We start from the raw sequence: 22,228 nt of genomic DNA, 5'->3' as shown, positions 1-22,228 counted from the left end.
ATGGGCGAACCGGCGGCCCCCGGGCCCGACCGCAGCGAGCCCGATAACACCGAACCCGCACCCGCCCCGCTCCTGCACCCGGCCGAGGGCGTGCCCGAACTCTCGGTGACCGTCAGCCAGATCGCGGAAGCCGCGCGACTGCTGGACCGCGGGCACGGTCCGTTCGCGGTGGACGCCGAGCGGGCGTCGGGTTTCCGCTACTCCAACCGGGCCTACCTGATCCAGATCCGGCGGACCGGCGCCGGCACCGTGCTCATCGATCCGGTCAGCCATGGGGCGGATCCCCTGACGGCGCTGCGGCCAGTCGCCGAGGTGCTGAGCACCGACGAATGGATCCTGCATGCCGCCGATCAGGATCTGCCCTGTCTGGCCGAGGTCGGCATGCGGCCACCCGCGCTGTATGACACCGAGCTCGCCGGACGCCTGGCCGGATTCGACCGGGTGAACCTGGCGGCGATGACCGAACGGCTGCTGGGTCATGGGCTGGTCAAGGGGCATGGCGCGGCCGACTGGTCCAAGCGGCCGCTGCCCGCGGACTGGCTCAACTACGCCGCCCTGGACGTCGAACTGCTCGTCGAATTGCGAGCGGCGATCGCCGCGGAGCTGGCCGAGCAAGGCAAAACCGATTGGGCTGCACAGGAATTCGACTACCTGCGGGCCTTCAAAACGGGAGAGGCCGGCAAGGAGGCGCTGCCTCGACGCGACCGCTGGCGGCGAACATCGGGTATCCATAAAGTGCGTGACCGCCGCGGCCTGGCCGCGGTGCGCGAACTGTGGACGACCCGCGACAACATCGCGGCGCGCCGCGACATCGCACCGCGGCGCATTCTGCCGGATTCGGCGATCATCGACGCCGCGCTCGCCGATCCGAAGACGGTCGAAGACCTGATCGCGCTGCCGGTGTTCGGTGGGCGCAACCAACGGCGCAGCGCGGCCACCTGGTTGAGCGCGCTGGAAAGGGCCCGTACCAGCCAGGATCCGCCGGAAGACGCCGAGCCGCCGAACGGGCCGCCGCCACCGGCGCGATGGAGCAGACGCAAGCCGGAGGCCGCCGCCCGACTGGAGGCGGCCCGGGCCGGGCTGTCGGAGCTCTCGGAGCGGGTGAAGGTCCCGACGGAGAACCTGGTTTCGCCCGACCTGGTGCGACGATTGTGCTGGGACTGGGCGGACGCGCCAGATCCGCTGGCGGCCGTCGAAGACTTCCTGTGCGCGGGCCAGGCGCGGGCGTGGCAACGCGAGCTCGTGGACCCCGTTTTGGCCGACGCGCTGCAACCGCCGCACGAGGCTTAGCGATCCGCCGAGATCGACGCTAGCGCGCAGCACGCCGGCGTGTCGCCGCAGAAACGTCGATGTCGAAGTGCCGGGGCGAGCCCGCTACGCGTCAACTAGTCGAGGTGTTCGCGGATCTCCGCTTCGGACTCCGAACTGGCCAGCGCGGCAACCCAACCGGTGATTCGGCGGGCCACGCCCTGGTCGGTCAGTCCGAGGTCGGCCAGCACCTCTCCCCGTGACGCGTGCTCGTAGAACACCTGGTCCAACCCGACATCGCGGCACGGCAGGTCGATCTCGGCGCGCCGCAGCGCCGCCGAAACCGCGGACCCCACACCGCCGTTGACGCCGTTGTCCTCACATGTGACGAGCAGCTTGTGCTGCACCGCCAGTTCGAGGACACCGTCGGACACCGGCAACACCCACCGCGGGTCGACCACCGTCACACCGATCCCCTGGTTGTGCAGACGCTTGGCCACCGCCAGCGCCATCGGGGCGAACGCACCGACGGCCACCAGCAGCACGTCGTGGTTCAGCCCATCGGCAGGCACCGCCAGCACATCGATTCCCGACCGCCGCTCCAGGGCCGGAATATCTTCGCCCACATCACCTTTGGGGAACCGTAGCGCCGTCGGGCCGTCGTCAACCTCCAGCGCCTCACCGAGTTCCTCGCGCAACCGAGTCGCGTCGCGCGGTGCGGCGACCCGCATGCCGGGCACGATGTTGAGCATCGAGAGATCCCACATGCCATTGTGGCTGGGACCATCGGAACCAGTGACCCCGGCGCGGTCGAGCACGAGGGTGACGGGCAGCTTATGCAGCGCCACGTCCATCATGATCTGGTCGAAAGCCCGGTTGAGGAATGTCGAGTAGATGGCCACCACCGGGTGCATCCCACCCATCGCCAGCCCGGCCGCCGAGGTCATCGCGTGCTGTTCGGCGATGCCGACGTCGAACAACCGATCCGGGAATCGTTGCCCGAACGCCGTCAGCCCGGTGGGGCCGGGCATGGCCGCGGTGATCGCGACGATGTCGCGGCGCTTTCTCGCGTACCCGATCAGTGCCTCGGAGAAGGTCGCCGTCCAGCCCGGGCCCGGGATCTTGGTGGCCTGGCCGGTGACGGGATCGATCACGCCACAGGAGTGCATCTGCTCGGCTTCGTCGTCTTCGGCCGGGGCGTACCCCATGCCCTTGCGGGTGGCGACGTGCACGATCACCGGGCCGCCGAAACCGCGGGCCCGCCGCAGCGCGGCCTCCACCGCGCGTTCGTCGTGACCGTCGACCGGGCCGACGTACTTCAGCCCCAGATCGGTGAACAGCAGCTGCGGCGCCAGCGAGTCCTTGATGCCCGCCTTGACGCTGTGCATGAAGTGGTAGCAGATCTCACCGATCAGCGGCACCGCACGCACCACGTCGCGGCCCTTTTCCAGCGCCTGCTCGTAGGCCGGCTGCAGCCGCAGCATGGCCAGGTGGTCGGCGACACCGCCGATGGTGGGCGCGTAGCTGCGGCCGTTGTCGTTGACGACGACGATGACTGGGCGACCCGACGCCGCGATGTTGTTCAGCGCCTCCCAGCACATACCGCCGGTCAGCGCGCCGTCGCCGACCACCGCGACCACGTGCCGGTTGCGGTGCCCCGTCAGCTCGAACGCCTTGGCCAGGCCGTCGGCGTAGGACAACGCCGCACTGGCGTGGCTGGACTCCACCCAGTCGTGCTCGCTCTCGGCGCGCGACGGATACCCCGACAGGCCGCCCTTTTTGCGCAGGGTCTCGAAGTCCTGGCCGCGCCCGGTCAGCATCTTGTGCACGTAGGCCTGGTGGCCGGTGTCGAAGATGATCGGGTCGTGCGGCGAGTCGAACACCCGGTGCAGCGCCAGCGTCAGCTCGACGACACCGAGGTTCGGTCCCAGGTGCCCCCCGGTAGCAGCCACCTTGTGGATCAGGAACTCACGGATCTCCTGGGCCAGATCGCGGAGCTGCTGCTGTGAAAGGGGCTGCAGATCGGCAGGGCCGCGGATCTGTTCCAGCATCCCGACAGTCTACGCAGCGACACGCAGGAACAGCAGGTAAGCAATCGGGCTACGAAGGGCCGAATAACTCGGCAAGGGTGTCGTGAAGTTCGGGATCTGCCAGCACGACGACCTCGTCACCGGCCTGAAATTCGGTGTCGCCGCGCGCCGCCACCGGGCCGGTACTGCGCACGACGATGCTCACCCAGATGTCCCCGGCCCGGTCACCGAGATCCTCGATCGTGCATCCCTCGGCGGCCGACCCCGCGGCAACGTGCAGGCGATGGACCCCGTGCGGTTCGTCCTGGAGCCGCACCGCTATCTGCCAGGGCCGCGTTTGGACCGTACGCATGGGCAGGCGCAACAGCTTCGCGATACCGGGCACCGAGCTGCCCTGCACCAGAACCGAGAAGGCGACGACGACGACCACGATGCCGTACAGACGTTCGGCATCCGCGACGTGGGCGGCGCGCAGGAACTCGCCCAACAGGATGGGCACCGCACCCTTGAGGCCGGCGACGAGTATGAAAAGTCGTTCGTTGCGCCGCAGTTGAACGGGAACCAGGCAGCCGCCCACCGCCAACGGCCGAATCACGACCGTCAGGGCCACCCCGAGCAGGAGCCCGGGAATCCATACATCGCGGTGGGCCAGCACGTCGAGGTCGACCGTCAAGCCCAGGACGGCGAACGCGACGATTTCGGCCAGGCCGGACAGAGCGGCATGGAATCGCTTGATCTCCGGCTTGTAGGGCGCGCGCGCGTCACCGATGATGATGCCGGCGACGAACACCGCCAGAAATCCCGAGCCATGCGCAAGAGTGGCGATGCCGTACAGCATCAGAATGGATGCCAATGTCCGCAGCGGATAGAGGCCTTCGCTCGGTAATGCCACGCGGCGCATGAACACGAGCAGGGCGCGGCCGCCAATCACCCCGACGGCCAGGCCGACCACCATTTGCAGAGCGAATTCGACTCCCACGCTGGCGAATCCGGCTGCGCTGAGGCCACCGGCGGCGATCAGGCTGGCCATCAGGGAGATGCCGACCGGATCATTGGCACCCGACTCGCCCTCCAGGATGGTGCTACTGCGACCGGCAATCTCGCGTTTGCCGAGGACCGAGAAAACCACCGCCGGATCGGTGGGAGCCACCGCGGTGGCCACCAGCACTGCCGGGAACCAGCCGACTCCGCAGACGTAGTGCAGCATCAGCGCCGCGCCGGCAACGGTGAGGCCCGTACCCACGACGCCGACCGACAGAATGGGCAGAGCCGCCGCGCGGAAGCGCGACAGCCCGATGTGCATACCGCCGTCGAACAACACCAGCACCAGCGCGATGGTGATCACCCGCTCCACCGTCCGCTCCGACGGTTGCTGCACCACCGGCACGGTGTGCACCGCCACGGCGGCTCCGACCAACACCAGCAGGGCCACCGGGACTTTCGCCCGTTCGGTCAGACGGTTCGCCAACACTGCGACCAAACCGACAGCGCTGCAAAACAAGACGATCAGCGCGTACCGCAGCGGCTCGTTCACGAGGGCGAGCGTTCGCGGGTCAGCAGCGCAACGCATTCGGTGTGATGGGTCAGGGGGAACGCGTCGAACACCTTGATCTTCTCGACCGCATAGCCATGGGCCAGGTACAGGCCGATATCGCGGGCGAAAGACGCTGCCTCACAACCGATGTGCACCACCCGCGGAATACCGGCGGCGGCCAGCAGGTCGATGACGTCGCGTCCGGCGCCGGACCGCGGCGGATCGAGCACCGCGACGTCGGCACCCGTGCGTTGCGTCGACACCGCCCGGCGGACCGAATCGGTGACGACCTCCACCTGCGGCAGATCGACCAGAGCGGCCCGCGCTGCCCGCGTCGACGCGCGCGAGGTGTCGACGGTGAGCACCCGCCCGGACTCCCCGACCGCATCACCAAGGGTGGCGGCGAAAACGCCCACGCCGCCGTAGAGATCCCACACGGTCATGCCGGCGCCGGGCTGGGCCCAGTCGGCGACCAGACCGCTGTAGACCCGCGGCGCGTCACGGTGCGCCTGCCAGAATGCGGTCACCGGCACCTGCCAGCTGCGCCGCCCCACCCGCTGGGTGGTCTCGTAGCCGCCCTGCACCACATTGGTCGCCGCCCGTCCGCCTTGGCGCAGGGTGCGCACCACGTGCCGGTGACCGTCATCGTCGAGGGCGACGTGCAGCTGCGCGGTCGGCGACAGGTCGGCCGCCGAACACGCCTGCGCCAGTCCGTCCAGCATCCCGGCCGGCAGCTGCGCGCAACGCAGGTCGGTCACCAGCTCGTCGCTGTGGTAGCGGTGGAAGCCGGGCCGAGCGTCCGCGCCCACCTCGAGGCGCACCCGGGTGCGCCAGCCGGTGGGACCGGTGTCCGACAGCGGTTCCGCCTCGCCGCTCCAGCCGTGGCCGCCCAGCCGTTCCAGCTGATTGGCGACGACCTGTGCCTTGAGCGTCCGCACTGCCTCCGGTGTGGCGAATGCCAGATCACAACACCCGGCGCCGTGCACCCCGGCGATCGGGCACAGCGACTCGGTCCGATCCGACGATGGCTCGATGACCTCGACAACCATTGCGTGCCAATAGGATCCGCGATCAGCGGTAACCCGCACCCGCACCCGCTCGCCGGGTAGGGCGTAGCGCACGAACACCACCCGGCCTTCGTGGTGAGCCACGCAGCTGCCGCCGTTGGCGGGAGCACCGGCGACCAGGGTCAGCTCCCCGGCTGACGGTGACGGTGACGCCTCGGCATTCACTACGTTTTCCTCGCCGAGGCGCTTCAGTCGAAGATTCCGCGGCGGGCGTCACCGGGAGCCGCGTGCGGCTGCAGGGTCTTGAGCCGCTCCGACGAACTCAATTGCCACGGAACCGAAGTCACCATCACGTTGGGCATGAACAGCAGCCGGCCCTTGAGCCGAAGCGCGCTCTGATTGTGCAGCACCTGCTCCCACCAATGGCCGACGACATACTCCGGGATGAACACCGTTACCACGGTGCGCGGTGATTCTTTGGCGACCCGTTTGACGTAATCGAGTACCGGGCGGGTGATGTCGCGGTACGGCGAGGCGATGACCTTCAGTGGCACGCTGACCTCGCTATGCTCCCAATCATGCACCAGCGCACGGGTTTCCACGTCGTCCACGCTGACCGTGACGGCCTCGAGCACGTCGGGACGGGTCGCGCGCGCGTATGCCAACGCCCGCAGGGTCGGCAGATGCAGCTTGGACACCAGCACCAGCGCGTGGTTGCGGCTGGGCAACACCACGTCGTCCTGGGCGGCTCGTTGTTCCTCCAGTTCGCGGCTGACGGTGTCGTAATGCTTGCGGATCATCTTCATGATGACGAACAGCGCACCCATCGCGACGATCGCTATCCACGCCCCGGCAAAGAACTTGGTGACCAGGACCACCAACAGCACCGCGCCGGTAGACAGCAGGCCGACGGTGTTGATCACGCGCGAGCGCACCATCTGGCGCCGCACCCGCGGATCTGTTTCGGTGCGCAGCAATCGGGTCCAGTGCCGGACCATGCCAATTTGGCTCAGCGTGAACGATATGAACACCCCGACGATGTAGAGCTGGATCAGCGCGGTCACCTCACCACGGAACGCGATGACGAACGCGAGAGCCGCCGCCGACAGGAACAGAATCCCGTTGGAGAACGCCAGGCGGTCTCCGCGCGTGTGCAATTGGCGCGGCAGGTAGCTGTGCTGCGCCAGCACCGAGCCGAGCACCGGGAAGCCGTTGAACGCGGTGTTGGCCGCCAGCACCAAGATCAGCGCGGTCACCGTGGCGATGAGTAGAAACCCGATGCGGAAGCTGCCGAACACCGTCTCCGCCAGCTGAGTAACGAGTGTCTTCTGCAGGTAGCCGGCCGGGATTCCGCCCAGCTGTGTGGCGGGATCGTCGACCAGCTGCACGTGGATCTGCTGGGCCAGCACGATGATGCCCATCAGCAGTGTCACCGCGATGGCGCCGAGCATCAGCAGAGTCGTTGCGGCGTTGCGCGACTTGGGTTTCTCAAATGCCGGCACTCCATTGCTGATCGCCTCGACACCGGTCAGCGCTGCACAACCCGACGAGAACGACCGGGCCAGCAGGAACGCAAACGCGAAACCGACGATCTGGCCGTGCTCGGCATGCATCTGGTAGCCGGCGGATTCGGCTCGCAGCGGATTGCCCAGCAGGAAAATCCGGATCAGCCCCCACCCGATCATCACGACGATCCCGACGATGAACGCGTAGGTAGGGATCGCGAAGGCCACCCCGGATTCGCGGATCCCACGCAGGTTCAACGCCATCACCACCACGATGGCGACCACGCAGAACCACACCTTGTTCTGGGCCACCACCGGGACCGCGGAGCCGATGTTCGCCATCGCCGAAGAGGTCGAAACAGCAACGGTGAGAACATAATCCACCATCAGGGCGCTGGCCACGACCAGGCCGGCGGTCTCGCCCAGGTTCGTGGTGACCACCTCGTAGTCGCCACCGCCGGACGGGTAGGCATGCACGTTCTGCCGGTAGCTGGCCACCACCACCAGCATCACCGCGGCCACCGCAAGCCCGATCCACGGCGTCAGCGCGTACGCCGCCGCGCCGGCCACCGACAGCATCAAGAAGACTTCCTCCGGCGCGTACGCGACCGAGGACAGTGCGTCGGAGGCGAACACCGGCAGCGCGATGCGCTTGGGCAGCAGAGTGTGGCTCAGCCGGTCGCTACGCTGCGGCCGCCCGATGAGCAACCGGCGCGCTGCGGTTGAAAGTTTGGACACGAGAGCCAAGAGTAAGCGCAACAGGCCTTGCCGGTAGCGTTCCGTGGGCGAGAATGTTCCCGACCGAAATCGGCTGGCCACACAGGTTTGCCGATGGAATGACACAGACTTCGACCCAGCCGAGAGGACCTGACGTGCGGGTGGTTGTGATGGGCTGCGGCCGGGTGGGCTCTTCGTTGGCCGACGGGCTGTCCCGTATTGGCCACGATGTCGCGGTGATCGACCGCGACAGCTCGGCGTTCAATCGGTTGAGCCCCGAGTTCGCCGGCGAGCGGGTGCTGGGCCAGGGCTTCGACCGCGATGTGCTGCTGAAGGCTCGCATCGAGGAGGCTGACGCCTTCGCCGCGGTGTCCTCCGGCGACAACTCCAACATCATCTCGGCCCGGCTGGCCCGTGAGACGTTCGGCGTCAAGCGGGTGGTGGCCCGGATTTACGACGCCAAGCGTGCCGAGGTCTACGAACGCCTCGGCATCCCAACGATTGCCACCGTGCCGTGGACCACCGACCGCCTGCTCAACGCGCTCACCCGGGAGAGCGAGACCGCCAAGTGGCGCGACCCCACCGGCACGGTCGCCGTCGCCGAGGTCGTCCTGCATGAGGACTGGGCGGGCCGGCGCGCCACCGATCTGGAGCAGGCCACCGGCGCGCGGGTGGCCTTTCTGATCCGGTTCGGCACCGGCATCCTGCCCGAGCCGAAGACGGTCATCCAGGCCAGCGATCAGGTTTACATCGCCGCGATATCCGGCCGCGCAGCCGAGGCGGTGGCCATCGCTGCCCTGCCGCCCGCCGACGACATCGATTCGGGGGCGGGGCATTGAGCCCGCGCCGCCCGACCGCGACTAAGGAGCGCCGCACATGAAGGTAGCTGTCGCCGGAGCCGGCGCGGTCGGCCGCTCGGTCGCTCGCGAGCTCCTCGAGAACAACCACGACATCACCCTGATCGAACGTAACCCCGACCACGTCGACGTCGACGCGATCCCTGCCGCGCACTGGCGTCTCGGCGACGCCTGCGAACTGAGCCTGCTGGAGTCGGTGCACCTCGAGGATTTCGACGTGGTGGTCGCCGCGACCGGTGACGACAAAGCCAACGTGGTGCTCAGCCTGCTGGCCAAGACCGAGTTCGCGGTGCCCCGGGTGGTGGCCCGGGTCAACGACCCCCGCAACGAATGGCTGTTCACCGACGCCTGGGGTGTGGATGTGTTGGTGTCCACCCCGCGGATGCTCGCTTCGCTGATCGAAGAGGCCGTCGCCGTGGGCGATTTGGTGCGCCTGATGGAATTCCGGCGGGGCCAGGCCAACCTGGTCGAGATCACCCTGCCCGACGACACGCCCTGGGGCGGCAAGCCGGTACGCCGGCTCGACCTGCCCCGGGATACCGCGCTGGTGACCATCCTGCGCGGGCCGCGCGTCATCGTGCCGGAAGACGACGAGCCACTGGAAGGCGGCGACGAGTTGCTGTTCGTCGCGGTCGCCGACGCCGAAGAGGATCTGCGCAAGCTGCTGCTGCCGGCGGTGGTGCCGCCCGCCAGCTAGTCGCCGACGGTGTCGGCGTCGAGCTGCACGGACGCCGGGCCGAATCCGATTCCGGCACCGGCCATGGCGCGCTGCGCGGCCTTGATCGCCCCGTAGGTCACCAGCGCGGCCAGCGCGGTCAGCGGCCAGCCCATCCCGATGCGCGCCGCGGCCAGCCAGCCGGTCTGGTCGGCGTCGTAGAGCAGCCGCTGCACCACGAACCGAGCCCCGAATACCAGCACCCAGCACACCGTCGCGACGTCGAACGCGTAGACGGCGCGCGGGACGTCGCGCCAGGCCCGGTCGCGCCCGGTGGCCCAGCTCCAGGCGTAGCCGACCAGCGGCCGTCGGATCAGGACGGACAGGGCGAAGACCACAGCCCACAACAACGAGATCCAGATGCCGAGCAGGAAGTAGCCCTTGGATGCTCCGACGATGTAGGCGATCAGCGCGCAGACGGCTACTCCGACGAACCCGGAGAACGCGGGCTGCGTGGAATCCCGTCGGATCAGCCGCCAGACGAGGACCAATGCGGCCACACCGAGTGCCGCCCCGATCGCGGGCAGCAGGCCCAACAGGCTGGAGGCCGCCACGAAGGTGACGACGGGCAGCGACGAGTAGATCAGACCGCTCATGCCGCCTAGCTGGCTCAGCAGGCGTTCTGGATTGATGCGATTGGACGTGTTACCGGGCAGAGTCAACGCTGAATTTCGTAGTGCGGGTTGTAGATGGCCTTGGTTCCGTTCTCCAGCTTGCCCATCCGGCCGCGCACCCGCAAAGTGCGTCCCGAGTCGATACCGGGGATGCGGCGCTGGCCCAGCCACACCAGGGTCACGGTGTCACTGCCGTCGAACAGCTCGGCCTTGACGCCGCCCGCACAGCCTTTGCCGTTACATTCGACGCTGCGCAACGTGCCAACCATCGTGACCTCCTGGCCACGTTCGCAATCGATCGCGCGCTGTGCGCCCGTGCTGGCGACCTCGTCGGACAACTCCTCGGAATCGCGCTGCTCCGGGTCCTCCGTCAGCCGACGGGTGAGGCGGCGCAAATATCCTTGAGCCCCCATGGCCACTCCTGACAATTCCGAAAAAGCTGCGGTGCTTTCACCTATGCCAACGGACACCGTAGACCTGTTGGTTCCCCGGCGCCAACCGAATCAAACTGTGATTTTGGAACATTCGTCGCGCCGGGCAGTATCGGGGCGTGGGTGTCGATCTGCGCGGAGTCACGACCGTGCTGTTGCCCGGAACCGGATCCGACGACGTGTACGTCAACCGTGCGTTCGCCGGGCCCATGCGCGACGCCGGCGCACGGTTGGTCACCCCTGCGCCGCGGCCGGATCGTCTGGTCGACGGTTACCTGTCCGCGTTGGACGACGCCGCCCGCGAAGGTGCCATCGCGGTCGGCGGAATCTCGATTGGAGCTGCGGTGGCGACCGCCTGGGCACTCGCGAATCCAGGCCTCACGGTCGCCGTGCTGGCCGCGCTGCCGGCCTGGGCCGGAGCGCCGGGCTCGGCACCGGCTGCTCTGGCGGCGCGGTATTCGGCATCCCAGCTACGCGCCGATGGCCTGGCCGCGGCGACCGCACGGATGCGCGCGTCGAGCCCGGCCTGGCTGGCCGAGGAGCTGACCCGGTCCTGGCTTGCCCAGTGGCCGCTGCTGCCCGACGCCATGGACGAAGCGGCCGCCTACGTCGCGCCGAGTTGTGACGAACTCAACACACTTGTCGCTCCCCTCGGGGTGGCCGCCGCGGTCGACGATCCGATTCATCCGCTGCAGGCCGGCGTCGACTGGGTGGCCGCCGCGCCGCGCGCGGCCCTGCGGACGGTGACGCTCGACCAGGTCGGCGCGGACAGTGCCACGCTCGGGGCGGCCTGCCTGGCGGCGCTGGCCGACGCCTAGTGGTTGCGGGGTCCGGCGCACGTCACGTCGCATCAGCCCACGTCCGGCCCGTCGCGTGCGCAGTCACGGCTTTCGGAATCACTGTTCGGTCGGGCTAGCCGCCGGTGGTGGTGCGCAACTGCTGCATAGCCGATCCGTCCACGCTGCGGCGGGCCGCCGGTTCGTTGAGCGGCTGCTCCCCCTCGGCCTGTTCGGCGGCCTGCTGCGCCTCGGCCTGCTGCTGGGCCGCCTGACGCAACTGCTCGGCCATCGGCTCGGGGAGGTTCACCGCCAGCGGCGTCCGCACCGGCAGCGGGGTGTCGCCGCGGCGAACCACCGTGTCCGCCAACGCCGCACGCGCCTCCTGCTCGAGTGCCTCGATGGTCTCGTGCGGGCCGTTGATGACGCAGCGGATCATCCAGCGGTAGCCGTCGACGCCGATGAAGCGCACCACGCCCGAGGCGGTACCGACCACCTCGCGACCCCACGGGCCGTCCTTGATGCTGACATCGGCCGAATCCTTGCGCAGCGAGTCGGCGAGCTCGCCGGCCACCTCACGCCACAGGCTACCCGTCTTGGGGGCGGCATAGGCGGCGATCGTGAAGCGGCCATTGGGCGTGACGACCCAGACCGCGCTCGGGATGCCGGTCTCGGTCAGCTCGACCTGCAGCTGGCCGGCCTCCGGCATCGGGATGAGCACCGAGCCCAGATCGAGCCGGGCCAGCTCCGCGACCGAAGGGTCGTCGAAGTCGTCGATGTCGAACGGGCCCTCCACCTCTTCGTCCAACTCTTCGCCGGCCTGCTCAGCGGCGGCCCGCGGGTCGGCGGGCGCCTCGGCCGCGTCGTCGCCGGACGGCGCGGCGGAAGTGTCGTCGCTGTCGTCTTTGCCTGAACGTCTACCGAAAGCAGCCATCAGCGCCGTTCTCCCCCGCACGCGGGTGGTACCCCCACCTCATCGCGGACCTCCTTGTGCATCGTCACCGGCGCTCACAAACTCGCATGTCCGCCGGAGGAACCGTGGCCACCGTCGCCACGGGATGTTTCGGCCAGCCCGGCCTCGTCGAACGACGCGACCTCGACCAGCTCGACTAACTCGACCCGTTGCACCAGCAACTGGGCGATGCGATCGCCGCGGTGCACCACGATCGGTTCGGCCGGGTCGAGGTTGATCAGCGCAACCTTGATCTCGCCGCGATAGCCTGCGTCAATGGTACCCGGAGTGTTGACGATCGAAAGTCCAACCCGCGCAGCCAATCCCGAGCGAGGGTGCACCAAACCGACCATTCCGTACGGGACGGCGACCGCCACGCCCGTTCGGACCAGGGCGCGTTGCCCGGGGTCCAGCCGGACGTCTTCGGCGCTGTAAAGATCAACCCCCGCGTCGCCGTCGTGGGCACGGCTGGGCAGCGGAAGCTCGGGGTCGAGGCGGACAACTTTCACTTCAAGGCCAGACTGGTCGACACGGGGCCACAGACTACCCTTGACCGCGTGTCCGGTACGCGCGTCGCTCCGCACAGTGTCCGATATCGCGAGCGACTGTGGGTCCCATGGTGGTGGTGGCCACCGGCCTTCGCGCTGGCGACGTTGATTGCCGTCGAGGTCAACCTGGGCGTCAAGGCACTCCCCGACTGGCTGCCGTTCGTGGTGCTGTTCATCGTCGCCATCGGAGCGCTGTTGTGGCTGGGCCGCATCGAGATCCAAGTCACCGCCGGCGACGACGGGGTGGTGCAACTGTGGGCCGCCGAAGCCCACCTGCCGGTCACCGTGATCGCCCGGTCGGCGGAAATCGCGCCGTCGGCGAAGTCGGCGGCACTGGGTCGTCAGCTCGACCCCGCGGCGTATGTGCTGCATCGCGCATGGGTGAAACCGATGATTTTGCTGGTCCTCGACGACCCAGACGACCCGACGCCGTACTGGTTGGTGAGCTGCCGTCACCCCGACCGGGTGCTGTCGGCCTTGACAAGCTGAGTGCAGCTATCAAGCTGCGCAGTCGGTGCAAATCATCACACCGTTCTTCTCGCTGGCAAGCCGGCTGCGGTGTTGCACCAAAAAGCAGCTCGAGCAGGTGAACTCGTCGGCTTGTTTCGGAATGACCCGAACCGATAGCTCCTCGCCGGACAGGTCAGCGCCAGGCAGTTCGAAATTCTCGGCGGACTCGGATTCGTCGACGTCGACAACAGCCGATGCCGCCTCGTTCCGTCGAGCCTTCAGCTCCTCCAGCGAGTCCTCCGAAACGTCGTCAGTTTCGGTACGCCGTGGAGCGTCATAGTCGGTAGGCATCGTCCAATCCCCTCACATGCCTGCGTTACCTCAAGCAACGCTTTGTACCAGCGTCGAACGCATCCACCAAACGATTCGTGCCCGCAACGCGGTTAGATGGGTTGTGATTTACCTCACACTCCCGAATTCACCCGCGTATTCGCCTCTAAACAGTGGATTTAGTGTGCGGCTAGAGTGCCTGCTGTGGTCGCACAAATCACCGAGGGTACAGCCTTCGACAAGCACGGTCGGCCCTTTCGGCGACGCAATCCCCGGCCGGCGATTGTCGTGCTGGTTTTCCTGGTGTTGGTCACGGGTGTGGCCTGGACCGTGGCGCTGACCCGGCCCGCGAAAGTTCGCGAAGCCGAAGTGTGCAACCCGCCCCCACAGCCGACCGGGTCGGCGGCACCGGCCCAACTCGGCGAACAAATGTCGCGCAGCGCGATGACCGATGTGTCGCCCGCCAAACTCAGCGACATCAAGGTCCGCGTCCTCAACGCCAGCGGCCGCGGCGGCCAGGCCGCCGACGTCGCCGGCGCGATGAAGGATCTGGGCTTCGCGCAGCCGACCGCGGCCAACGACCCGATTTACGCCGGCACCCGCCTGACGTGCCAAAGCCAGATTCGCTTCGGCACGGCCGGGCAGGCCAGCGCCGCCGCGGTGTGGTTGGTAGCCCCGTGCAGCGAGCTGTTCAACGACAACCGCGCCGATGACTCCGTGGATCTGGCGATCGGCACGGAATTCACCGCCCTGGCCCACAACGACGACATCGACTCCGTCCTCGCCAGCCTGCGTCCCGGGGCCACCGGGGCATCCGATCCCTCGCTGCTGTCGAAGATTCACGCCAGCAGCTGCTGACCTCAGTCCGCGATCGGCCCAAGGGCGTCGAATTGGTTGAGGGCCGCCAACAGCTGATCGGCGATCCCGGGCGCGGCCGCCACCACCAACCCGGCACCACCGACCGGCCCGTCCGGCGGCGGCACCAACACCCGCGCCCCGGCCTCGGCGGCGATCAGCGCACCCGCCGCGCGATCCCACACCTGCAGCCCGTGCTCGTAGTAGGCGTCGAGCCGCCCCGCCGCAACCATGCACAAATCCAGCGCCGCCGAACCGATGCGACGCACGTCGCGAACCAACGGCAGCAGCTGCGCCAGCAGCGCCGCCTGGGTGGTGCGGCGTCCGATCGAATACCCAAATCCGGTGCCCAGCAAGGCCATCGACAAATCGTCGACATCCGCGCACCGCAACGGGTGCGTCCCCTGCTCGTCGATGAAGTGTGCGCCGAGTCCTTGTGCCGCGGAATAGATCCGGCCCCCGACGACGTCGGCGACGGCGCCTGCCACCGACGCGCCGTTGACCTGTGCCCCGACCGACACCGCGTAGGCCGGGATGTCGTAGACGAAGTTCACCGTGCCGTCGATCGGGTCGAGCACCCAGGTGACCGCATCGCCGGATCCGGCTCCCGGCTCGGCGGGCCCGCCGCCCTCCTCCCCGAGAATCGGGTCCCCGGGCCGCAATTCGGCCAACCGATCGCGCAGCAGCCCTTCGGTCTCGGTATCGACCACCGTCACCGGATCGGTCGGTGTGCTCTTCGACCGCACCGCGCCATTGTCGATCGCGCCCGGGTGGGCGCCGAACACCTCGGCGCGTCGAGATCTCACGAACTCGGCGGCCTCGGCGGCGAGCGTTTCGGCCACTGAGCGCAGCGCCGCGGCCTGGTCGTCGAGTCGGGTCACCGGTCCATCGCAACACAGGCGCCACCCGCGGCGCAGGGCGGCAACGCCCCTGTCGCATTGCCCGACCGCAACGCCCATCGTCGCCAGCTAAGGTGTGAACCAGCCCAAATCTCGCCAAGGAGATGTCGATGACCAGCACCGACTCGGCCACGGACGCACCCGGCACCGAGGCAGCTTCCGGCCCGCCGCAGCGTCGTGGATTCGGCATCGACGTCGGCGGAAGCGGAATCAAAGGCGGAATCGTCGACCTTGACACCGGACTGTTGGTCGGCGACCGGGTCAAACTGCTGACACCGCAACCCGCCACCCCGTCGGCCGTCGCGAAGACCATCGCCAAGGTCGCCAACGAATTCGGGTGGACGGGTCCGCTCGGCGTGACCTACCCCGGCGTCGTCACCCACGGCATCGTCCAGACGGCCGCCAACGTGGACCGCGCCTGGATCGGGACCAACGCGCGCGACGTCTTCAGTGCCGAGCTGGACGGCCAGCCGGTCACGGTCCTCAACGACGCCGACGCGGCCGGGCTCGCCGAAGAGCGGTACGGGGCGGGCAAGAACAATTCGGGGTTGGTCGTGTTGCTCACCTTTGGAACGGGAATCGGCTCCGCCCTGATTCACCATGGGAAGCTGATACCCAACACCGAGTTCGGCCATCTTGAAGTGGGCGGCAAGGAGGCCGAGAAACGCGCGGCGTCGTCGGTCAAAGAAAATAAGGGGTGGAGCTACAAGCGCTGGACCAAGGAGGTGACCAGGGTGCTGATCGCCATCGAGAACGCGATATGGCCCGACCTGATCATCGCCGGTGGTGGGATCAGCCGAAAGGCCGACCAATGGGTGCCGCTGCTGGAAAACCGGACCCAGGTCGTACCGGCGGCCTTGCTCAATACCGCCGGTATAGTCGGCGCCGCGATGGCCTCGACCACGGACGTGACGCACTGAATTTTCCCCGCTAGGGCGGTACGAGCGCGCACTGTCGTTACAATGGTCCACGGCGGCCGCCCGACAGATAGCGTGCGAGCAGTCACGCTGATACCAACGCCGACATTCGACATAGCAGACACTTTCGGTTGACCATGCCCAAACCCACCGAAAAGTGATTCCAACCGAAGGGGTGTAAGTGGCAGCGACCAAGACGAGCCCGGTAACCGATGAGCCGGTGAAGCGCACCACCGCCACGAAAGCCCCCGTCAAGCGGCCCGCGGCAAAAGCCGCCAACGGCACCGCGCCGGCGAAACGCGCGACGAAGACTGCAGCGGACGACGACACCGAGGCGACCCCCGAGACCGGCGCCGCCAAGAAGAGCCGCACTCCCGCCAAGGCCGCCGGCAAGGCGCCCGCGGGCCGCGGAACCAAGGCCACTGCCAAAGGCGACGACGACGAGAGCCCCGAGGGCGTCGAAGAGAACGTCGCCGAGGACCTCGACGGCGAGCCGGATCTCGAAGCCGAGCCCGTCGAGGACCTGGACCTCGACGTCGTCCTCGACGACCTCGAGGACGACGTCGAAGTCGTCGCCGACGAGGCCGACGCCGGCGACGGGGACGACGCCGAGGAGGGTGTGATCGCTGCCAAGCCGGCCGCGGTCAAGAAAGCGCCCGAGGAGGACGAGGAGATCGCCGAGCCTTCCGAAAAGGACAAGGCTTCCGGCGATTTCGTGTGGGACGAGGACGAATCCGAGGCGTTGCGGCAGGCACGCAAGGACGCCGAACTCACCGCATCCGCGGACTCGGTCCGGGCCTACCTCAAACAGATCGGCAAGGTGGCTCTGCTCAATGCCGAGGAAGAGGTCGAGCTCGCCAAGCGGATCGAAGCCGGACTGTATGCCACCCAGCTGATGACCGAGCATGCGGAGCGCGGCGACAAGCTGCCCGCCGCTCAGCGCCGCGACATGATGTGGATCTGCCGCGACGGCGACCGCGCCAAAAACCACCTGCTGGAAGCCAACCTGCGACTGGTGGTCTCGCTGGCCAAGCGCTACACGGGCCGCGGGATGGCCTTCCTCGACCTGATCCAGGAAGGCAACCTGGGTCTGATCCGCGCGGTCGAGAAGTTCGACTACACCAAGGGTTACAAGTTCTCCACCTACGCGACGTGGTGGATTCGTCAGGCGATCACCCGCGCCATGGCCGACCAGGCCCGCACCATCCGCATCCCGGTGCACATGGTCGAGGTGATCAACAAGCTGGGCCGCATCCAGCGCGAGCTGCTGCAGGATCTGGGCCGTGAGCCCACACCCGAAGAGCTGGCGAAGGAAATGGACATCACGCCGGAGAAGGTGCTGGAGATCCAGCAGTATGCCCGCGAGCCCATCTCGCTGGACCAGACCATCGGTGACGAGGGCGACAGCCAGCTCGGTGACTTCATCGAGGACAGCGAAGCGGTCGTGGCGGTCGACGCGGTGTCGTTCACGTTGTTGCAAGACCAGTTGCAGTCGGTGCTCGAGACGCTCTCGGAGCGTGAAGCCGGCGTAGTACGGCTGCGCTTCGGTCTCACCGACGGCCAGCCTCGTACCCTCGACGAGATCGGCCAGGTCTACGGCGTGACCCGCGAGCGCATCCGCCAGATCGAATCCAAGACCATGTCGAAGTTGCGCCACCCCAGCCGCTCCCAGGTCTTGCGCGACTACCTCGACTAACACTCGTCCGCCAAACTTGTTGCCGGACAAGACAAGTCGAATTCGGCCGAAGGTGTTACGCCGGAAATCCGGTCGGGCACAGGGAAAATCGGCTGCGCAGCCTCGGCCGTCGCCGTAGTGTGACGCCCATGTCCGCCATCCGCAGGCTCGTCTCGTCAGGATCCGACTACGAATCGACGGTCGGTTACTCGCGCGCGGTCCGAGTAGGCCCGTACGTGGCGGTCGCCGGCACCACCGGCACCGGACCCGCGGGTGATATCTCCGCGCAGGCCCAAGACGCCTTGCGCCGCATCGAGATTGCGCTCGAAGAGGCGGGCGCTTCGCTGACCGACGTGGTGCGCACCCGGATCTACGTGACCGACATCTCCCGGTGGCGCGAGGTCGCGGCCGTGCATGCGCGGATCTTCGGGGAAATACGACCCGTGGCGACCATGGTCGAAGTCTCGGCACTGATAGCACCCGAGCTGCTGGTCGAGATCGAAGCCGACGCCTACCTAGGGTCCCGAGAAGGGTCCTGAGCACCGGCGACCGGCGCGAAGATTCCCCCTGGCCCCGGCACATAAACGGTGACCCATTTCACAGCGGCGACCGGCAGCGGCCCGTACAGGTGCGGGAACAGCATCGCCTCCGGATCGGTTGGCACGCCCGGCTCCCAACGCACCGGCGCGTCCAGCAAAGCCGGGTCGATGTGCAGTAGCAACAAATCCCGGCGCCCGCGGAAGAGCCGGTTCGCGGGCAGATGCACCTGCTCAGGCGCCGAGAGATGGATGAACGGGGCAGTGCCGTCCGCCCCCGGCGCCGGGGGGTGGATCGCGCCGCGCTCGCGGGCGCGAGACCACTCGTCGACCGCACACAAATGCACCAGTACGTCAGGAGCTGAGACCACGATCGGTCACCTTAAAGCGCCCACCTTCCGAGGGTCGACAAACCCGTGAGAAACGACACACCCGATAACGATCGGGGAACAACGCTAAAACGCCGAACGTCTGAGAAAGTGGACACACGAGAACGGAGAAGCCCATGAATGCAACTCTGACAACACGCGAGCTGACTCGAGCCGACCGCTGCGATCGCTGCGGTGCCGCAGCTCGTGTACGCGCCAAGCTGCCTTCTGGAGCCGAGCTTCTCTTCTGCCAACATCACGCGAACGAGCACGAGGCGAGGCTCGTCGAACTCGCCGCCGTGCTGGAGGTCAGCGAAAGCTAGGTCCAGCGAAACTCACCCACTCACAATGTGAGGTGTGGGCGAACTCGTCGGTAATGCTGGACCCGTATGAGCGAGCAGACCGCAAAGCCGTCGCGCCACCACATTTGGCGAATCAGCAAGAGGGCTCTGGTAAAGAGCTGGGACGACTCGATCTTCGCCGAGTCCGCGCAGGCGGGTTTCTGGTCGGCGCTGTCCACCCCGCCACTGCTGTTGGGGATGCTCGGCAGTTTGGCCTACGTCGCACCGCTTTTCGGCCCGGACGCCCTGCCCAGCATTGAGAAGAGCGCAATCTCAGCGGCGCACAGTCTGTTTTCCAGCAGTGTGGTCAACGAGATCATCGAGCCCACCGTCCGCGACATCACGGCGCACGCCCGCGGCGAGGTCGTCTCGCTCGGTTTCTTGTTGTCGCTGTGGGCGGGGTCGTCGGCCGTGTCGGCGTTCGTCGACTCAGTGGTCGAGGCGCACGATCAGACGCCGCTGCGTCATCCGGTGCGGCAGCGGTTTTTCGCGTTGTTCCTGTACGTGGTGGGGCTGGTGGCCGCCGTGGTGACCGCACCGGTACTGGTCGTGGGCCCCCGCACGGTGTCCGAGCACATCCCGGACTCCCTGGCCAACGTGCTGCGTTACGGCTACTACCCGGCGCTGGCCCTCGGGCTGATGATCGGGGTCGTCATCCTGTATCGGGTGTCACTGCCCGAACCGCTGCCGACGCATCGGCTGGCCATCGGCGCCATCCTGGCCACCGCGGTGTTCGTGATCGCGACCCTGGGCCTGCGCGTCTACTTGCGGTGGATCACCAGCACCGGCTACACCTACGGCGCGCTGTCCACGCCGATCGCGTTTCTGTTGTTCGCATTTTTCGGCGGCTTCGCGATCATGCTCGGTGCCGAACTCAATGCGGCGGTCCAAGAAGAATTCCCCGCGCCCCGGACGCACGCGCACCGGCTGCGCAACTGGTTGTTCGCGCGTTCGCCCGCCCTGAAGCGAACGGCGGCATCGTTGTCGAATCCCGTGACGACGAATCCGGCCACACAGCAACGCGATGTCGAGCCGGCAGAGCCGCCGGCCTGATCAGCCCTTCTTGAGCTGCTCGTAAACCTTCTTGCAATCCGGGCACACCGGTGAACCCGGCTTGGCTGCCCGCGTCACGGGAAAAACCTCACCGCACAACGCGACCACGTGGCTACCCATCACCGCGCTCTCGGCGATCTTGTCCTTCTTGACGTAATGGAAGTACTTGGGAGTGTCGCTGCCGGTCCCGTCGTCGACGCGTTCGTCGGCGTCGGTGCGTTCGATCGTCTGCGTCTGCATACCCCATATTGTGCACTGCCCAGCTGCACCGAAAACCGGCTGCGCCGGAATCGGTCGGGTGTGGGACAGTGGAGTGATGAAGCGCGGCTCCGATCTGGGGTTCGACGACAATGGGCACCCGGTGCTCATTACCGCCGCCGAGCCCTCATACGAGGAGCAGCATCGCGCGCGGGTGCGTAAGTACCTGACCCTGATGTCCTTTCGGGTTCCTGCGCTGATCCTGGCGGCCCTCGCCTATGGCGCCTGGCACAACGGCCTGATCTCGTTGGCGATCATCGCCGTATCGCTGCCCCTGCCCTGGATGGCCGTGCTGATCGCGAACGACCGCCCGCCGCGCGCCTCCGGCGAACCTCGGCGGTTCGACGATGACCGGCGGCGCACTCCGCTGTTCCCGACGGCCGAACGGCCCGCGATCGAGGCTCGGCGTCACCCCGAGCCACGACACCACTCCCCAGGCTCCGGGTACGACGCCGGTTCCGTCTGACGGTCACTGAGCGCTCTTCTCAGGACATTCTCAGGTCGTCGGCACATTTGTGCACGTCAAGGCGTGTGAGATGGCGACCGGATGGGAACTCTCAGGCCTGATCTGTCGTTACACACTATGACAGCTACAAAGCCAATCGGGAGGCCGCCATGGCGAATGCCATCACAGGCAGGATCGACACCAGCGATCTAGATGCTCAGAGCCCTGCAGCGGACCTCGTGCGCGTATATCTGAACGGCATCGGGAAGACGGCGTTGCTGACCGCCGCGGACGAAGTCGAGCTGGCGAAGCGCATCGAGGCCGGACTGTATGCCGAGCATCTGCTCGCAACGCGTAAACGCCTCGGCGAGAACCGCAAACGCGATCTTGCCGCCGTCGTTCGTGATGGTCAGGCGGCGCGCCGCCACTTGCTGGAAGCAAACCTGCGGCTGGTGGTCTCGCTGGCCAAGCGCTACACCGGCCGGGGGATGCCGTTGCTCGACCTGATTCAGGAGGGCAACCTCGGTCTGATCCGTGCGATGGAAAAGTTCGACTACACAAAGGGATTCAAGTTCTCGACGTACGCGACGTGGTGGATCCGTCAGGCCATCACCCGCGGCATGGCCGACCAGAGCCGCACCATCCGGCTGCCCGTTCACCTCGTCGAGCAGGTCAACAAGCTGGCGCGGATCAAGCGGGAGATGCACCAGAACCTGGGACGTGAAGCCACCGACGAGGAACTGGCCAACGAGTCCGGAATCCCGGTCGAGAAGATCAACGATCTGCTCGAGCACAGCCGCGACCCGGTAAGCCTGGACATGCCGGTCGGCTCCGAGGAAGAAGCCCCGTTGGGCGACTTCATCGAGGACGCCGAAGCGATGTCCGCGGAAAACGCGGTGATCGCCGAGCTGCTGCATACCGACATCCGCAGCGTGCTGGCCACTCTCGACGAACGTGAGCACCAGGTGATCCGGCTGCGTTTCGGCCTGGACGACGGACAGCCGCGCACGCTGGATCAGATCGGCAAGCTGTTCGGTCTGTCCCGCGAGCGGGTCCGTCAGATCGAGCGCGACGTGATGGCCAAGCTGCGCAACGGAGAACGCGCCGATCGGCTGCGCTCGTACGCGAGCTGAGCCGCCGACCCAGGCAGCCCACCCAGCAGTAGCA

At 67.3% G+C, this 22,228-nt stretch carries 25 protein-coding genes; 13 read left to right on the top strand and 12 right to left on the bottom strand.

Translation table 11 applies throughout. The features are described from left to right. Entirely contained in the window at positions 1–1,290 is a 1,290-nt protein-coding gene (locus OK015_RS11800; protein ID WP_268131637.1) for a ribonuclease D, read from the top strand. A 95-nt stretch (positions 1,291–1,385) separates the two neighbouring features. Here OK015_RS11800 and dxs read toward each other — a convergent pair whose 3' ends face one another. Genes dxs through OK015_RS11780 form a run of 4 tightly spaced genes read right to left on the bottom strand, consistent with a single transcriptional unit; the run spans position 1,386 to position 8,062 of the window. Further along, on the bottom strand, positions 1,386–3,299 hold the full coding sequence (dxs, locus tag OK015_RS11795; protein ID WP_268131635.1) for a 1-deoxy-D-xylulose-5-phosphate synthase: 1,914 nt from the start codon (positions 3,297–3,299) through the stop codon (positions 1,386–1,388). A gap of 49 nt (positions 3,300–3,348) precedes the next feature. Continuing rightward, positions 3,349–4,812: a cation:proton antiporter domain-containing protein gene (locus OK015_RS11790; RefSeq protein ID WP_268131633.1), complete on the bottom strand. Its 1,464-nt coding sequence runs from the start codon at positions 4,810–4,812 to the stop codon at positions 3,349–3,351. After that, complete coding sequence (locus tag OK015_RS11785) at positions 4,809–6,044, bottom strand: class I SAM-dependent RNA methyltransferase (RefSeq protein ID WP_442791241.1); 1,236 nt, start codon at positions 6,042–6,044, stop codon at positions 4,809–4,811. Before OK015_RS11785 ends, OK015_RS11790 begins: the two co-directional genes overlap by 4 nt. Positions 6,045–6,067: 23 nt before the next feature. Beyond that, positions 6,068–8,062 carry an APC family permease gene (locus tag OK015_RS11780; protein ID WP_268131632.1) on the bottom strand — a complete coding sequence of 665 codons (1,995 nt, stop codon included), beginning with the start codon at positions 8,060–8,062 and terminating at the stop codon, positions 6,068–6,070. 134 nt (positions 8,063–8,196) lie between these two features. Here OK015_RS11780 and OK015_RS11775 point away from each other — a divergent pair, with 134 nt between their 5' ends. Together OK015_RS11775 and OK015_RS11770 are read left to right on the top strand one after the other, a co-directional pair. Further along, positions 8,197–8,880, top strand: coding sequence for a potassium channel family protein (locus OK015_RS11775; protein ID WP_268131630.1), 684 nt, complete (start codon positions 8,197–8,199; stop codon positions 8,878–8,880). Positions 8,881–8,917: 37 nt separating this feature from the next. Next, positions 8,918–9,595: a potassium channel family protein gene (locus OK015_RS11770; RefSeq protein ID WP_268131628.1), complete on the top strand. Its 678-nt coding sequence runs from the start codon at positions 8,918–8,920 to the stop codon at positions 9,593–9,595. Here OK015_RS11770 and OK015_RS11765 read toward each other — a convergent pair. Together OK015_RS11765 and OK015_RS11760 are read right to left on the bottom strand one after the other, a co-directional pair. After that, positions 9,592–10,209: a DUF3159 domain-containing protein gene (locus OK015_RS11765; RefSeq protein WP_268131626.1), complete on the bottom strand. Its 618-nt coding sequence runs from the start codon at positions 10,207–10,209 to the stop codon at positions 9,592–9,594. The genes OK015_RS11770 and OK015_RS11765 overlap by 4 nt on opposite strands. A gap of 62 nt (positions 10,210–10,271) precedes the next feature. Continuing rightward, positions 10,272–10,640 (bottom strand): OB-fold nucleic acid binding domain-containing protein, encoded by a 369-nt coding sequence (locus tag OK015_RS11760; RefSeq protein WP_268131624.1) that lies wholly within the window; start codon positions 10,638–10,640, stop codon positions 10,272–10,274. A gap of 137 nt (positions 10,641–10,777) precedes the next feature. On the opposite strand from OK015_RS11760, the gene OK015_RS11755 reads away from it, so the two are divergent. Further along, on the top strand, positions 10,778–11,476 hold the full coding sequence (locus OK015_RS11755; protein WP_268131622.1) for an alpha/beta hydrolase: 699 nt from the start codon (positions 10,778–10,780) through the stop codon (positions 11,474–11,476). Between the two features lie 94 nt (positions 11,477–11,570). Here the strand turns inward: OK015_RS11755 and OK015_RS11750 are convergent, their stop codons facing one another. Both OK015_RS11750 and dut read right to left on the bottom strand, forming a co-directional pair. Next, a complete protein-coding gene (locus OK015_RS11750; protein WP_268131620.1) occupies positions 11,571–12,368 on the bottom strand; it encodes a DUF3710 domain-containing protein in 798 nt (265 codons plus the stop codon). Positions 12,369–12,442: 74 nt separating this feature from the next. Continuing rightward, positions 12,443–12,895 carry a dUTP diphosphatase gene (gene dut / locus OK015_RS11745; RefSeq protein ID WP_268131619.1) on the bottom strand — a complete coding sequence of 151 codons (453 nt, stop codon included), beginning with the start codon at positions 12,893–12,895 and terminating at the stop codon, positions 12,443–12,445. 48 nt (positions 12,896–12,943) lie between these two features. Between dut and OK015_RS11740 the strand changes: the two genes are divergently transcribed. Beyond that, positions 12,944–13,423 (top strand): DUF3093 domain-containing protein, encoded by a 480-nt coding sequence (locus OK015_RS11740; RefSeq protein ID WP_268131617.1) that lies wholly within the window; start codon positions 12,944–12,946, stop codon positions 13,421–13,423. Between the two features lie 9 nt (positions 13,424–13,432). Here OK015_RS11740 and OK015_RS11735 read toward each other — a convergent pair whose 3' ends face one another. Next, complete coding sequence (locus OK015_RS11735) at positions 13,433–13,735, bottom strand: DUF4193 domain-containing protein (protein WP_036468275.1); 303 nt, start codon at positions 13,733–13,735, stop codon at positions 13,433–13,435. A 183-nt stretch (positions 13,736–13,918) separates the two neighbouring features. Between OK015_RS11735 and cei the strand changes: the two genes are divergently transcribed. Then, complete coding sequence (gene cei / locus OK015_RS11730) at positions 13,919–14,572, top strand: envelope integrity protein Cei (RefSeq protein WP_268131604.1); 654 nt, start codon at positions 13,919–13,921, stop codon at positions 14,570–14,572. A gap of 2 nt (positions 14,573–14,574) precedes the next feature. Here the strand turns inward: cei and OK015_RS11725 are convergent, their stop codons facing one another. Beyond that, on the bottom strand, positions 14,575–15,450 hold the full coding sequence (locus tag OK015_RS11725) for an inositol monophosphatase family protein (RefSeq protein ID WP_268131602.1): 876 nt from the start codon (positions 15,448–15,450) through the stop codon (positions 14,575–14,577). A gap of 128 nt (positions 15,451–15,578) precedes the next feature. Here OK015_RS11725 and ppgK point away from each other — a divergent pair, with 128 nt between their 5' ends. From ppgK to OK015_RS11710, 3 genes are all read left to right on the top strand, one after another. Continuing rightward, a complete protein-coding gene (gene ppgK / locus OK015_RS11720) occupies positions 15,579–16,388 on the top strand; it encodes a polyphosphate--glucose phosphotransferase (protein ID WP_268131601.1) in 810 nt (269 codons plus the stop codon). A gap of 178 nt (positions 16,389–16,566) precedes the next feature. Next, positions 16,567–18,081 (top strand): RNA polymerase sigma factor, encoded by a 1,515-nt coding sequence (locus OK015_RS11715; protein ID WP_268131599.1) that lies wholly within the window; start codon positions 16,567–16,569, stop codon positions 18,079–18,081. 128 nt (positions 18,082–18,209) lie between these two features. Next, positions 18,210–18,599 carry a RidA family protein gene (locus OK015_RS11710; RefSeq protein WP_268131598.1) on the top strand — a complete coding sequence of 130 codons (390 nt, stop codon included), beginning with the start codon at positions 18,210–18,212 and terminating at the stop codon, positions 18,597–18,599. On the opposite strand, the gene OK015_RS11705 is transcribed toward OK015_RS11710, so the two are convergent. Further along, the gene (locus tag OK015_RS11705) at positions 18,572–18,967 is read right to left on the bottom strand and encodes a DUF952 domain-containing protein (protein WP_442791240.1); all 396 of its coding nucleotides are present in this window, start codon (positions 18,965–18,967) and stop codon (positions 18,572–18,574) included. The two genes, OK015_RS11710 and OK015_RS11705, sit on opposite strands and share 28 nt — an antisense overlap. 134 nt (positions 18,968–19,101) lie before the next feature. Here OK015_RS11705 and OK015_RS11700 point away from each other — a divergent pair, with 134 nt between their 5' ends. Both OK015_RS11700 and OK015_RS11695 read left to right on the top strand, forming a co-directional pair. Next, positions 19,102–19,287, top strand: a complete 186-nt coding sequence (locus OK015_RS11700; protein ID WP_268131597.1) for a DUF7455 domain-containing protein — start codon at positions 19,102–19,104, stop codon at positions 19,285–19,287. A 66-nt stretch (positions 19,288–19,353) separates the two neighbouring features. Next, positions 19,354–20,358, top strand: a complete 1,005-nt coding sequence (locus tag OK015_RS11695) for a YihY/virulence factor BrkB family protein (protein ID WP_268131596.1) — start codon at positions 19,354–19,356, stop codon at positions 20,356–20,358. Here the strand turns inward: OK015_RS11695 and OK015_RS11690 are convergent, their stop codons facing one another. After that, positions 20,359–20,598 carry a DUF3039 domain-containing protein gene (locus OK015_RS11690; RefSeq protein ID WP_268131594.1) on the bottom strand — a complete coding sequence of 80 codons (240 nt, stop codon included), beginning with the start codon at positions 20,596–20,598 and terminating at the stop codon, positions 20,359–20,361. A 58-nt stretch (positions 20,599–20,656) separates the two neighbouring features. Here OK015_RS11690 and OK015_RS11685 point away from each other — a divergent pair, with 58 nt between their 5' ends. Together OK015_RS11685 and sigB are read left to right on the top strand one after the other, a co-directional pair. Continuing rightward, positions 20,657–21,082, top strand: a complete 426-nt coding sequence (locus tag OK015_RS11685) for a DUF3099 domain-containing protein (RefSeq protein ID WP_268131593.1) — start codon at positions 20,657–20,659, stop codon at positions 21,080–21,082. 149 nt (positions 21,083–21,231) lie between these two features. After that, a complete protein-coding gene (gene sigB, locus OK015_RS11680) occupies positions 21,232–22,194 on the top strand; it encodes a sigma-70 family RNA polymerase sigma factor SigB (RefSeq protein WP_268131591.1) in 963 nt (320 codons plus the stop codon). Positions 22,195–22,228: the final 34 nt, after the last annotated feature.

This window comes from Mycobacterium sp. Aquia_216, assembly GCF_026723865.1.
Taxonomy (GTDB): Bacteria; Actinomycetota; Actinomycetes; order Mycobacteriales; family Mycobacteriaceae; genus Mycobacterium.
Note: the sequence above shows the minus strand (reverse complement) of the source record. Positions and strands in the feature narration are given on the sequence as shown.